We start from the raw sequence: 12,919 nt of genomic DNA on the forward strand, positions 1-12,919 counted from the left end.
ATTCTTCCTTGCTAATTTTTAATTGCCCATCCCATTAGGATGGGCTTTTATTATTAGTGATTAAGTTGCAAAATCGAATACATCTCTCTAACAACTGTTAAGAAATGATTTACTACTGCAGATTTTTCATCTTCTCTCCAACCAACATATAAATTTACTTTTGGTGTAGCCTCTTGGATTTTTTTATAGATAACCCCGGGATGTTTATAACTTTCCACCGACGATGGAACGACAGATACTCCCATTCCGGTTGCCACTAAATTAACAATCGTTTGCATTTGAATAGCTTCTTGAACAACATTTAAACTTACACCATGATCCCAAAAGTAGCTAATAATTAAATCATAAAAATTTGGACCCATATGACGCGGAAACAAAATAAATGGTTCATCAATTAATAATCGGAGTGGTATTTCGGGCAATGAGGCGAAAGGGTGATCTTGATGTAAAACCAATCTTAAAAATTCTTCCGAACAAACTTCAGTAGAAAGTATCCCGTTGTTCTGTTTAGAACGAATAAATCCAATATGAATTTGTTTCTCATAAAGTGCTTTTAATTGCTGCTCTGTTGTCATTTCACGTAATATAAGATGGATTTTAGGAAAGCGTTCTCGAAATTTATTAAGAACTTCTATAACAATTTCTGTGGAATCGACAAAACCAATTATTAAGCTCCCTATTTTCCCTTCAGCCGCGAGTTGGGTTTCTTTTATGGTTCTTTCTAATTGAAGCAGTGTTTGTTGAGATCCTTCTAAAAATATCTTTCCAGCATCTGTAAGTTCAACCATTCTTTTCGTTCGATGAAAAAGTTGAACGCCCAATTCTTCTTCTAATTTACGAATTTCTTGGCTTAAAGGAGGTTGCGCCATCCTAAGTCGTTCTGCTGCACGACTAAAATTCAATTCTTCTGCCACCATTATGAAATATCGCATTTTCCTAATATCCATTTGCATCTATCCCTTCTACTAAATCTATTAAGGTATTCTTTTAATACCAAACTCATTTTAGTGCCTAGTATTTTCGTAGCCATACTTTTAATGTTTTACGGCTCTTTGGTTTAGGAAAAGGAACCGAGGATTAATCAAATGGTCAAGCAATAATAAGTAACTTTAATACTAATGCTTCCGCAATATTCATTACGCCAATAATTCGTACAATGGATAACGATGGGAAAGTCACTAAAGAAAAACTTAAGACTATAAAAATTGATATAGATTCCAATGAGGAAAATATAATAAGAACAGCGACGCTTATTCAATAATCGCGCCCGATTGTTGAATATTGTTATTTAACTAAAGTACCCCTAAGTAGATTTCTTCACATTATTTTCTTGAAATAAAATGAGCAAAATCCTGAAAAACAAAGGCAGGCTATAAACGTCCAGAAGTTAAAAAATAAATGATTAGAAAAAGGGTTTAAATAGGACATTTCGTATTCAAAATATGGATTGATTTCATTTCGAAATGAAACGATTCGGTAAATCGTCATTCCTGAAATCAGCATAAACGCCCCTGAATAGCATGCTTGAAACAGTTTCCTTTTCATTGAAAAACGTTCATGTAACTTTTCAAAAACAAACATCATTGCAAAGAAAAAATAAAGAATAATTAACATCGGAAACATAACAAACATTAAGCCTGGGTTTCCGTTTCCAAAAAAATTGTCACCTGTGGGGTCGAAAGAAGAAGTAGTCATATTAGTGAATGTAAAACCGACAACACTCACAATTCCCGAGATTACAACACTTAGCCAAAAAAGAAAGCGCATTATACTCCTCCTCAATAAACCAGTCATTTTTCTTTAGTAATTAATACTTTAATAAACATCTAAATTTTAACATAACTATTCAACCTCTATAAGGACGTTATTCAATTAAATGGCCCGATTGTTGAACAACAAGTTAAACAATACTCTTCAACTAAACTGCCCCGTTAGCCATCCATGAAGCGCAAAAATCAGCACTTCACCACAGAAAATGAAAGATGATTCCAGCTCTTTCATGGGAGTACAATAAGAAAAAAGAGCTGTCTAAACAGCTCTTTTTTCTTCAAGGAAAGCCCCCGTTAGTTAAAGTATGATTCTTCACAAATTCTTTGATATTCGCAGTAAGTAGTTGATAACCCTACTTATTAATTTCCTTATATTGTGCAGTAAAATTCTGATTACATAAACCAACATAACATCTAAAACACAATATTTGCGAAGCCATTAAATAATTCAAATCTATTAAAATAACCAGAATTACTTTTCTTTTTTATTTCGCAACACTACACTAATAATTATGTAGATGAAACTTAATAAAAGAAGAAATAAGCCACCTAGAATGATTAATCCTATCAATTTCAAAACTATGCTCCTCCTTCCTATACGTAAAGCTGAACATTATCTTTCAGATATTCATTCAATATAGTGATGAAACTTAAAATCCCACTTTTGTATATCTATTTAAAATAACTTGAATTAATCCAGTCACTTCCCGGTATAGGTGAAAAAATCGCAGCCACGATACTTTCAGAAATTGGGGAGATTGACCGGTTTAATCATCCAAAAAAGTTAGTAGCCTTTGCGGGTCTAGACCCAAGTGTGTTTGAATCAGGTCGCTTTAAAGGCACGAAAAATCACATTACCAAACGCGGTTCGGCTAGGCTTCGCCACATGCTTTACACAGCTGTTCGTTGTTCCATTCGAGATAGCCGTAAAAAGAAAACAACAGATGAGACTATTGCACGAAATAAACGATTACGAGCCTTCTACGATTTAAAACGCGAAGAAGGAAAACCATATAAAGTAGCTATTATTGCTTGTGCTAATAAGCTTTCACACTGGATTTATGCGATTATAAAAACGAAAACACCATTCCAAGAAACCATGTAGTAACAGCATTTTCAAATACAACAAAAACCTTCCAAATTGAATTCGGAGGGTTATTTGGGTTGCGCTTTTTAGTATAGCATGAAGTGTTTTTTAATTTAAAAGATTTTTATTGACAATCTATTAGCTGGTTTAGTTGAACAAGAAAACTTTTTAACTTGTAGCTTAACCTCTTATTATTTTTTCATCTTTCTTGATCGAAAATATAGTAAAACAATAATAATAATGACGAATATGATCATTATTTGTAGGACAATTTTATTGCCGAATAATAAAATCGGTATCGATACTATATTTATAATTAGCTCCATATTAGGTGCATCATTACGCGTAATACTTGATATAAAAGCACCTATAACAATACCAGCACAGCATAATAATAATATAAATAACAATATTACTATTTGTAATATTACAATAAACGTTCTATTTTGAAACATATAAACCTCTTTCTAACTACTTATATAAAAACAATTGTAGGCTACTCTCCAAACTATTAAAACAAGTAAAAATAAAAAGTTTAAATCTTTTACTAACCTGCCCCGTAAGTTAAATAAAGAAAGGCTGTTTTCTTATAGATTGTTGCTCCCTTGAAAATATCGATGTAAGTAAATGAAAAAGAGCAAACCAAAAAGCTTTTTTTAGACGCCGGAACAATCTCTCTATCTAAAAGAAATAATTAAAATCGAAGTATAGATATAAAAGAATAAACGGCATAAAATATCATACCAATACCGATAATCATCTGTAGTCTCCAATAGCCCGATTTTTTTTGCATCTCCTTATAACATTTTGTCGTCAAAAATGCACCAGTCATCAGTATGACCACACAAGCTATATACGAAAGAATTCCCCCGCCATCAATCTTACTTTGACCGATGATTCGCATCGCTATATAGTTTATAAAAGACACAAATGAAAAAAGCGATACTTCCTTATTTTCTAATTTTCTATCATTCTTTTTCGACACTCTATACCATTGTTTCACATCTTCTTGAGATACATACTGCTCAACAATAGCTTCTACTTGTCCCGCATATTCTTTTCGAACTTTGACTGCATAAAACACTATGTATACTTCATTATTTTTTTTCGAGCGGAGTCTTTCGGACGGTTGCCTTAAAATATCTTTGATGCCTAGTTCAAACGGAACGTTACTTCTATCTAAGTGTTCGATAATTGCCTGGACAGTATCTTCTGAATGTCCAACTAATATTTTCTTTTTAAACAAACTCAGCACCTCTTACGAAATAAGTAAATTACGCTTAATTATACTATTTTAGTCGCCTTTTCCTACAATCCAAAATATCCCATACTCTTTTAAATACGGGACCCCCATTCGTTTAACAACAATCTTTTCGAATACAGCCTAAAGCAAAAAGAGCTGCATATGCAACTCAATGATCTTCAAGTAAAGCACTCCATTAGTTTAAGTACATTCTTTCACAAACTTTATTGATTTAGCAAAATTAAACAGTTTATATATTACAGAAATACTACTCCGTTAGCAGCCTATGAAAAAGCAATCCATCATAACGAAGAATTACTTCTTTTCGTTTCATATTTACTTATTACTTTGGCTGTTAGTATGACCTTGCTTGCTAAATACTCTTATTATTAATTGCCCTAAAATATAAATAATTGAAACAAATATAATGGCGGCATCTCTGCCAAAAGGTTTAAACCAACCTCCATCATCAACTATATAAAAATAGCCGAATATCAAAGAGATAACGGTCATAATAAAATTCAAGCCAAAGAACAAAGGAAATTTAATGTTTCTCGATGATATACCTACAACAATTATGAACACTAGAAATACCGGAAACAAAAAATCAGCGTGTTGCCTAGCAAGATGACTATTATATTCGTAAAAATGAAATAAGAAAGGAACTGGAAATAAAGACAACATACCTATAATAAGCCTCTTCAATTTATATATCCCCCCCATATTAAATCGATAAGGAAAAACCACCTTATAGTGTAATTTTACACCATAAGGTGGTTTTTTCAATATGCTGTAGTTTTTTTTCTTATTTAACTAACCAGCTCCGTTAGTTTATTTTTTTCGAATAGATGGCTATTTTCCACATGTGGCTTGGATATTTTTCGACCAAGGCATGTATTTATTTAAAATTTGGGGTTGCTGATGGATCGGTAAATTCGGCAGCTCCATCATTAGTTTATCTAAATATTGATAGAAATCGATACCATTCGCTTTTGCTGTTTCAGCCAGACTCAAGCAGTGCATTCGCTTTAGCACCAGCTTCACTCACAGAAAAACGCCAGTTCATTCGGCCAATCACATTTGGACGAATCGGATTTTCAGCTGGATTATTATCAATACCAATCCGACCATCGAACAGAGAAACTTTTAACCCATGTACACGATTCAATGCGTTTTTGGAAACTTTATCTAAGGTGTTTTTTCCGAAGAAAGGCGATTTATCTACCCATTCCTGAAACTTTTCGACAATCGGCTTTGATTGCTTTTGCTGTGCTTTACGACGCTTTCCTGGTGAGAGATGCTTATATTGCCGTTCTAAGCGATACAGTTGATCACAGTAATCCAAGCCGATTTTCCCATTTTTGCTATCGGCTTTCAGCCAATAACGTCGTATATGCGCCCAACAATTAGCGAATGAAATATTAGATAGCTTACCGTATGCTTATAAAATGCTATTTTTATCGCAATTATTGTCGAAATAATGTCGAAGATTGTAAAAAATAAATACAGTATTATAAATATCACTACTCATGATGATCTTATCTGTGTATAGTTGCATAAGATAAAATGAATAATATTCTACGATAGATGAAGGGGATTACTTTTAAATGGGAAAGAAAATTGCATGGGTTACAGATACAGCAGCATTGTTAGATGAAAAGTTCATACAGGACAATCAAATTCACGTATTACCACTTAATATAGTGTTCGAAGAAGGGGCTTTACGCGAAACTGTTGATATGACACATGATCAGTTTTACGAAAAGCTACGAAATGCTAAAAAAAATCCAAAGACATCACAACCTGCTATTGGTGAAGTTGTAGACTTATATAAATCATTAAAAGAACAAGGGTATACATGTGCAATTGCAATTCATACCTCTCAACATCTTTCGGGCACTTATCAAAGCACTTTCACAGCAGCTGGTCAAGCTGAATTTGAAGTATATCCAGTGGATTCAAAAATCGGGTCATTTCCGATGATGAAAATGATTAAACTCGGTCAGCAGTTAGAGCGTGAAGGTTTTGAACCTGGCTATATTGTTGAAAGAATCAATGAGATGGCAGATAACAGTGAGCTTTCATTTATTCCGGCTAACTTATCACAATTACATAAAAGTGGTCGAGTTTCAGGGACTCAAGCATTTTTAAGTAACTTGTTGAATATTAAAGTTGTCATATCATTTGAAGATGGGAAGCCCGTTATGAAAGAAAAAGTACGCGCTACGACTAGAGCTAAAACATATGTACAAAATGTTTTAAATACAGATCTAGAAAAAAGTATTATCCCTGAAGTTGCAATTATTCACTGTAATGATGAAGAAGGCGCAACCGCTTGGAAAAAAGCTTTAGAGAACGAATATCCGCTCATAAACTTCTCCGTATTACCACTAAGTGCTTGTGTAGCGGTTCATGCAGGTGAAGGAACGCTTGGTTTAAGTTGGGTACGTCTACCAGAGCTTGCACCACTTAAGAAAAAGAAAGCTGAATTAGTTACTATATAAACATAATTGTAATCTAAATTACTGTAGGTACATGAAGTTGCGAAATTCCTATAAACCAACTATTATACAGTCAGAGAGCATTTTAGCTTAAGTAAACTGGCAGATGTAACGTTATTTTTTGAATGATAGCAGTGTTTTCATTCAGGTATGGGGGACTGGCTGTTAAATTTTGTTTGAATACGGATATTGTTATTATAGGTAATTTAGTCTTCGACGATTTGAATCATATGCGCATTTGTCGTGCGGTAGATTCCGTCGAGATAGAACGTTTCAATTGGGGAATTATCAGTGGGCGTGCCTTTGCGGGACATGCTTATGGTAATTCCTTTTTCTTTGACTGATTTTTGATACGCATATGATGTGTACATAGAGCCTTGATCGCTATGCAAGATGCAGACTTGCGGTAAATCAGGTAATAGATATAAAGTATCCAAAACGAATGACGTATCTTGTGTAGAATCAATTGTTTGCGCTACACTTTCTCCGATATAGAGTAAGCCCAAAATATAAAAAAAAGCGCACCTTTTCGGTACACACGACGAATGGCCATCTATCCTAATTTTTTTCGGATAGATGGCTAGTTTGTACATGTGGCTTGGATTTTTTTCGACCAAGGCATGTAATTATTTAAAATCTCTGGCTGCTGGTGAGTCGGTAAATTTGGCAATTCTGTCATTAACGTCACTAGGTATTGATAGAAATCGATGCCGTTTGCTTTTGCCGTTTCAGCCAAACTTAAACAGATGGCATTCGCTTTAGCGCCTGCTTCACTAATCGATAATAATCCGACTGAAAATGCGATTCGTCCAAATGTGATTGGTCGTATGAACTGGCTTTTCTCTGTTTTTACTCGTTCCAGAAAATAAGAAGATGGAATCACTATATGGATCAAGTTTAAAAGAATCCTTAATGAGTGCTGCGAGACCGTCAATACCTTTACGCATATCGGTCTTACCGCAAATAATGTAGATGTTCTGCACGCTCGTAAAATCTTGCTTCATTGATTATTCAACTCCTTCAGGATCGTTTGGATGATGCGCTCATCTACGCCATTAAAGAAGGAAATTTCAGCACTAGTTTTTTTAATGATGCAGCTCGGCTCAGGAGAGTTTTGTGGTGAAGTTGTTGATGAAGAGTTGGCAGTGATCGGATCTAGTGTCACAGGGACAATTGTTAGTTTGGTAGTTGACATAAAGAAGCACCTCCTCTAATTGATACATTTATCGTACCGGAGATGCCTGGTTATTTATATGCGTTATTTGATTACGGGCTTACACTTAGCGTTGTTAATCCCCATAATTTTGAAGGTACTCCTTGTTGCACTAAACTGCCACGTTAGTACAATAATAAGCTCTTCACCACAGAAAATGAAAGATGATTAAATTCTTTCATGGGAGTTCAATAAAAGTCGCATTTAATTTAATGATTTAGAAATTGGTGAAGTTTGATTTTCCCAATCAGTTGGTCCCTCATTAGGTTCAATATACTTCCTCCAATACTCCCCACTTTGCTTATCAAATATAATGATATTACTATCGTTTGGCGAAATTAACTCATACCTGAATTGTTCTTCCTTTGTTTGTTTTTCCTTTGTTTTATTGACTTGTTCGGATGTTAAAGACTGCGATATAAACCATGAACCTAAAAGAATACAGAATCCTAAGAAAATAATAGAAAAAGACATTAAATTTTTGTTCATCTACAAAAACCCCCATAAGGTAATACATACATTATATCATTTAACAAAATATAACATTCCACTTATTTTATTGAACTAAACTGTGCCGTTAGTTAAAGAGCAACAATCTTTACGAAAACAGCCTTTTTAAAAAATGTATTTCAATCGTCAAATTCCTCTACCCTATCCAACCATTCATACATAAGGCTATTAAACAAATTCGCTTGTTCAATTTGCAAATTATGCCCGGCCATATCTAAAATTGTGAAGGCCGCTCTAGGGAATTTATCTAAAATGGCAAAAGCGTCCTTATAGCCAACAATCGAATCTTGTTTACCTACCAAGAACAGACTTGGCTTGTCGAAAGTAAGTTCATCTACAGCAAAAGAAAAACGATAATTTTTCTGGACTTTTTCTAAAAACTCCATATTTGCGATTTCACACCCTGCTAACACTTCATTCGTATATCGATGACAATTATATTCATCTAAAACAACAAGATGCGATCTAAAGTCTTCTAGTTCCTCTTTCGTTAATGTCGATAAAAATTCTTTATCCGACAAGACAATACTTTGTTCTGGTACTGTTCGACCTTCTTTATCAGGGATAATCAACGGACAAATAAACGCAGCACCTAAAATTTGTTCATGAAACTCCCTCATCATTCCTCGGACTAAATATCCACCGTAAGATTCTCCTACCAATAAATAACGTTCGTTTGGTAGTAAGGTGTGTATTAGTTCTACTACGGCCTCTAGCATTTCATCTGAGTCATTGATTTTTTCATAGTCTGTCGTTTTGCCCATTCCTGGAAGGTCTATATAAACTCGTTTCCAGCCCGCCCTTTCTGCAAAAACGGGTTCCATACAGCCCTTCATTAGTCTATGATCTGGCGAATATCCATGGAGCATTATGATTGGTGTTCCAGTTCCAATCACTTCATAGTAAATATTCGCCTTACTTACCTTACAAAATGACATAGTAGTTCCTCCAATTTTATTAGAAAAAATTATTGATTAATATATATATTGCTCAACAAAAGTTGCCATGGCTTTTTTCTTAGAAGAGCCGGTTGATTGGAGTGGAGACTGGGCGACTCCTTGGGGATTAGCGATAAAGAGGAACGAAGGCTAAAAGCATCACGTCCTGTGATAACGCCTTCGTGACCAACATCGGTGCTGCTGCCGCTTCGTTAGCACTACGCTTTCGCGCAGAAAACATCTGTTGGCCCGAGATCCTGGAGCGAGCATCGCGAGGGAAGCGGCTCATCTGACGCCCCCAGGAAGCTTTGCTCTGTGCGAAAGCGAAGCGTCAGCAACAAAGCGCCCAGTCGGAACGGAAATCAACACCACGTTATGGTGATACCCCAATAATAACCAATTATATAGTATACACTAACTCATTATTAAATCATAAACCACCATCGTCGATTCCATCGGTGTTGTATTAAGTTCTCTTTTTAATTGCTGCACACATTTTTCATACCATTTTAGCGCGAGGGAACGGTTTTGCAATTGATAGTAACTATACATTAATAAGCGATAGCCTTCTTCCCATAAGGCATCCTCACGAATCATTCTTTCTGCATACAAAATAGCTCGCTTATAATTTTGCTGTCGCGTCGCATTTTGTGCTAATCTTTCCAGTACTTCAATATATAATGACTGCAGCTTTTCACGATCCTGCATAAGCCAATCTAACTGCTTTTTTTCAGCATAAAGTGTATCCGTATAGCTCGTTTCAGCAAGATACAACCATTCATTTGACAATTGTGGATCGAACTCCTCCATCCCTAATTCATAAAAATAGAGAAAACGCTCGACATCAATTTGAAGAAATTGAATATGCTGCAATTGATACATGTTATTTTTACGCTGTATGAAAAAACTTTCTTGCCGTGCATTTCTATTAGGCTCAAGAACCTTTAATAACGTATTCAAGACTACTTTAAAATCTCGATCGAGTGAATCAACATTCCGCTCCGGCCATAATGCCTGTGCAATCTCTTCTTTTGGCGTAAAACGATTGCGATGACAATATAAATAGACAAAGAGCTCCTTCGATTTATCGCGCTGCCATTCTTTATCCTCAAGCTTTCGATGATTTCTGATTAAATCAATACTTCCTAAAAAATTCACCTGCATTTCCTCATGCGGATAAACGATATTGTCTTCCACTTGAAAATAGCTTCGTATCGTCAAAATAGCGGCATTTTCCCCATCACACTTTCTACAAAATTGTAAAAGCTCATAAAAAATCATCCTATTTGGTGGACCGAGAATAGTTTTCCTTTGTAAAAAGTAGTCATAGCCATTTGCAATGCATAACTGTGCAAACTGCTGAAAATAATAATTGAATTGCTGCGGATTATTTTCTTTGAAGGCAATGACAGATTGAAAGAATAGTACATGCATCGCACCATTTTGATCGCCACAGTCGTGAAATAACTGCTGTGCCTTCATTAATAATTGTCGCGCTCGTTCATATTCATGCTGAGAAAGAATGATTTTCACCTCAGCAATTAATATTAGAGCTGTCATCCAAGCGTCTTGTACTTGCTCCGTTTCCTGTAAGCCAAGGGCTATATATTTTTTAGCTGAAATAATATCTCCTTGCGCATGTTTGACAATCGCTAGTCCCATGTAAGGCTCGGCTTTTACGCGAGAAATATTAATGGTATTCATTAATGTAAGAGCTTTCTCATAAGCTTGGCAGGCTCCTTGAAAGTCAGGAAAATCCACTAGTAGGTAAGCATGTGCTTTGCGAATATAGCCAACAGCCTCAATAAAAACCGATTTTTCTCGTAATCCCCTACGAATCCCATGCTGAGCGGCATACCAAGCATCATTTCCCAGCCCTAATAGCGCATAGACAAAAGATGCTAACAGCTCACTCTCTCTATGTGTCGCGACAAGCTGTGGCGGTAATTCCAATCTCTTCGTCAGCAATTCCTTTGCTTCTAGTAGCTGCCCAGTTCTTAACAATATACGAACATCGACATTTGCTCTTTGTAGCACTTCCTCCGTCAACGCAACCTCATCGGTGAAAATTTGCGCTCCTTTCGCTTTCCCTAAATTCACTAGATTTTCAGCATACTGACGTTGCAATTCGAGAAGTTCCTCTCCGTTTAAAGGAGTATGATTCGCTAACGCTAAAGCCTTTTTTAAATGCGGCTCTGCCAATGCTGGCTGGATTGTGTCGAGGTAAATATGTGCTAAACCTGCCTGCGCTTTTGTCATAAAGAGATAATCATTCTTACTTTTAGCGATGTTTGCACAATGTTCATAGGCCTGCTTCGCTTTTTCGTAATAAGCACGATAGCGGTGGCACTCACCTTCAAAATAATACAATTTATAATATTCCGACTTTTTATCAGATGTAAATCGGTTTATCTTTTCTAATAACCACTCAAATTGGCCAGCACGTACTAGACTTTCAGCATGATTTTGTAATTGCTCCCCACAAAAATCCTGATCATTCGTTTTAAATGCGTGATGAAGAACAGCTTGTATATTGTTTTGTCTTACATAATACAATGCAGCTTGTTTATGCAATGCAATATACTGTGAAGCATTTTGTTGTTGCCACTTTAGCTCTAAAAATCGACTGAACAAGGCATGAAAACGATATAAACCATCCTTCGTGATAGGTTGAATAAATAAATGCCGCTGAACAAACATTTTTAACGCCTGTGCAATTTCCGTACTATAAAATTGTGAAATAAACTCTTCTGAGAAAGTGGGGAAAATCGCCAGCTTTAATAAGACCTCTTGCTCAAATGTAGACATTTTAAGATAAACTTCCTCTGATAAATAAGTGAAAAGATCATTGGTAGAAATATTTAACCAATGATCTAATGCCTCATTGTTCCATTGCTCAGCTAATAAAGAAATACTAATGGCCCATCCCTCTGTAATTTCCACAACCTTAGATATTTCATCCTCTGTTAAATGCACTGCTGCATAATCCTCGAAAAAAACAGCGATCTCCTCTGAGGAAAAGACTAATTCTCCTTCTGTAAGAACGAGTAATTTTTTTTGTAGCTTTAATCTCCTCGTAATATCCCAATTCGGCATCGTTCTAGAGGCGATGATAAAGTGAACATTCGGTGGTGAAAACTCAATTATTTTTTCCATCACATAATTTATATGAAATTCATGGTCAACGAGATGGTAATCGTCAATGACAATTAAAATCGGCCCTTCGATTTCACATAAACTATTGACAAACAGCTTAAACCAACGATTTAGTTCTTCTATTTTCGGAAAACGAGATAATTGATTCCAAGCATCAAATTCTTGGCCGAAGCCCGGAACAATTCGTGTGATACTAAAAAATAAATGCCTTAAAAACGGCAATATATTATCATCTTCCTCCGACACACTATACCAGGAAAATTTGCATGATTGTGCATGTAGAAATTGTGTAAGGATTGTTGTTTTGCCATACCCAGCTCCACTATGAATAAGTGTGCAAGCATGGTCTCGGCTTTTTTTTAATGTTCTCATTAATGTAGCTCTACTAATACAATGATTAGACGGACTCGGTGGAATACATTTTGATTGAATAATAATGTCTGTCGTCATTTAGTGATAACCTCCCCATTCAACTGGTTATGTAAGGTTACAAGTCTTTAGA

At 35.5% G+C, this 12,919-nt stretch carries 11 protein-coding genes and 4 pseudogenes; 2 read left to right on the forward strand and 13 right to left on the reverse strand.

The features are described 5' to 3' along the window. Positions 1-53 precede the first annotated feature (53 nt). Both ACQKMI_RS12090 and ACQKMI_RS12095 read right to left on the reverse strand, forming a co-directional pair. Positions 54-947 (reverse strand): LysR substrate-binding domain-containing protein, encoded by an 894-nt coding sequence (locus tag ACQKMI_RS12090; protein WP_427489161.1) that lies wholly within the window; start codon positions 945-947, stop codon positions 54-56. A gap of 142 nt (positions 948-1,089) precedes the next feature. Then, positions 1,090-1,221 carry a hypothetical protein gene (locus tag ACQKMI_RS12095; protein WP_427489163.1) on the reverse strand — a complete coding sequence of 44 codons (132 nt, stop codon included), beginning with the start codon at positions 1,219-1,221 and terminating at the stop codon, positions 1,090-1,092. A gap of 1,236 nt (positions 1,222-2,457) precedes the next feature. On the opposite strand from ACQKMI_RS12095, the pseudogene ACQKMI_RS12100 reads away from it, so the two are divergent. Further along, a pseudogene (locus tag ACQKMI_RS12100) lies at positions 2,458-2,874 on the forward strand (transposase); the annotation flags it as partial. Positions 2,875-3,047: 173 nt separating this feature from the next. On the opposite strand, the gene ACQKMI_RS12105 reads toward ACQKMI_RS12100, so the two are convergent. From ACQKMI_RS12105 to ACQKMI_RS12120, 4 genes and pseudogenes are all read right to left on the reverse strand, one after another. Beyond that, complete coding sequence (locus ACQKMI_RS12105; protein WP_427489165.1) at positions 3,048-3,311, reverse strand: hypothetical protein; 264 nt, start codon at positions 3,309-3,311, stop codon at positions 3,048-3,050. A gap of 239 nt (positions 3,312-3,550) precedes the next feature. After that, entirely contained in the window at positions 3,551-4,102 is a 552-nt protein-coding gene (locus tag ACQKMI_RS12110; RefSeq protein ID WP_427489166.1) for a hypothetical protein, read from the reverse strand. Between the two features lie 333 nt (positions 4,103-4,435). Continuing rightward, on the reverse strand, positions 4,436-4,885 hold the full coding sequence (locus ACQKMI_RS12115; RefSeq protein WP_427489168.1) for a hypothetical protein: 450 nt from the start codon (positions 4,883-4,885) through the stop codon (positions 4,436-4,438). A 66-nt stretch (positions 4,886-4,951) separates the two neighbouring features. Continuing rightward, a pseudogene (locus ACQKMI_RS12120) lies at positions 4,952-5,540 on the reverse strand (IS66 family transposase); the annotation flags it as partial. 166 nt (positions 5,541-5,706) lie between these two features. Between ACQKMI_RS12120 and ACQKMI_RS12125 the strand changes: the two are divergent. Further along, on the forward strand, positions 5,707-6,603 hold the full coding sequence (locus ACQKMI_RS12125; RefSeq protein WP_323646460.1) for a DegV family protein: 897 nt from the start codon (positions 5,707-5,709) through the stop codon (positions 6,601-6,603). A 206-nt stretch (positions 6,604-6,809) separates the two neighbouring features. Here the strand turns inward: ACQKMI_RS12125 and ACQKMI_RS12130 are convergent. From ACQKMI_RS12130 to ACQKMI_RS12160, 7 genes and pseudogenes are all read right to left on the reverse strand, one after another. Further along, positions 6,810-7,097: pseudogene (locus tag ACQKMI_RS12130) on the reverse strand (DDE-type integrase/transposase/recombinase); the annotation flags it as partial. Between the two features lie 83 nt (positions 7,098-7,180). Continuing rightward, a pseudogene (locus ACQKMI_RS12135) lies at positions 7,181-7,429 on the reverse strand (transposase domain-containing protein); the annotation flags it as partial. Continuing rightward, a complete protein-coding gene (tnpB, locus tag ACQKMI_RS12140; RefSeq protein ID WP_427489170.1) occupies positions 7,374-7,604 on the reverse strand; it encodes an IS66 family insertion sequence element accessory protein TnpB in 231 nt (76 codons plus the stop codon). The gene tnpB and the pseudogene ACQKMI_RS12135, both read right to left, overlap by 56 nt. Further along, entirely contained in the window at positions 7,601-7,795 is a 195-nt protein-coding gene (locus ACQKMI_RS12145) for a hypothetical protein (RefSeq protein WP_427489172.1), read from the reverse strand. Before ACQKMI_RS12145 ends, tnpB begins: the two co-directional genes overlap by 4 nt. 222 nt (positions 7,796-8,017) lie before the next feature. Continuing rightward, positions 8,018-8,302, reverse strand: coding sequence for a hypothetical protein (locus ACQKMI_RS12150; protein WP_427489174.1), 285 nt, complete (start codon positions 8,300-8,302; stop codon positions 8,018-8,020). Between the two features lie 140 nt (positions 8,303-8,442). Continuing rightward, positions 8,443-9,261, reverse strand: a complete 819-nt coding sequence (locus ACQKMI_RS12155) for an alpha/beta fold hydrolase (protein WP_427489176.1) — start codon at positions 9,259-9,261, stop codon at positions 8,443-8,445. Between the two features lie 414 nt (positions 9,262-9,675). Continuing rightward, complete coding sequence (locus tag ACQKMI_RS12160) at positions 9,676-12,867, reverse strand: BTAD domain-containing putative transcriptional regulator (RefSeq protein WP_427489178.1); 3,192 nt, start codon at positions 12,865-12,867, stop codon at positions 9,676-9,678. Between the last annotated feature and the right edge of the window lie 52 nt (positions 12,868-12,919).

The organism is Lysinibacillus sp. NPDC097214 (assembly GCF_050277945.1).
GTDB lineage: Bacteria > Bacillota > Bacilli > Bacillales_A > Planococcaceae > Lysinibacillus > Lysinibacillus xylanilyticus_B.

Bases quoted from the DNA above. Each gene is read 5' to 3' on its own strand.
- ACQKMI_RS12090 (WP_427489161.1), bottom strand. From the start codon at position 947: ATGGATATTAGGAAAATGCGATATTTCATAATGGTGGCAGAAGAATTG.
- ACQKMI_RS12105 (WP_427489165.1), bottom strand. From the start codon at position 3,311: ATGTTTCAAAATAGAACGTTTATTGTAATATTACAAATAGTAATATTG.
- ACQKMI_RS12125 (WP_323646460.1), top strand. From the start codon at position 5,707: ATGGGAAAGAAAATTGCATGGGTTACAGATACAGCAGCATTGTTAGAT.
- tnpB (WP_427489170.1), bottom strand. From the start codon at position 7,604: ATGAAGCAAGATTTTACGAGCGTGCAGAACATCTACATTATTTGCGGT.
- ACQKMI_RS12145 (WP_427489172.1), bottom strand. From the start codon at position 7,795: ATGTCAACTACCAAACTAACAATTGTCCCTGTGACACTAGATCCGATC.
- ACQKMI_RS12150 (WP_427489174.1), bottom strand. From the start codon at position 8,302: ATGAACAAAAATTTAATGTCTTTTTCTATTATTTTCTTAGGATTCTGT.
- ACQKMI_RS12155 (WP_427489176.1), bottom strand. From the start codon at position 9,261: ATGTCATTTTGTAAGGTAAGTAAGGCGAATATTTACTATGAAGTGATT.
- ACQKMI_RS12160 (WP_427489178.1), bottom strand. From the start codon at position 12,867: ATGACGACAGACATTATTATTCAATCAAAATGTATTCCACCGAGTCCG.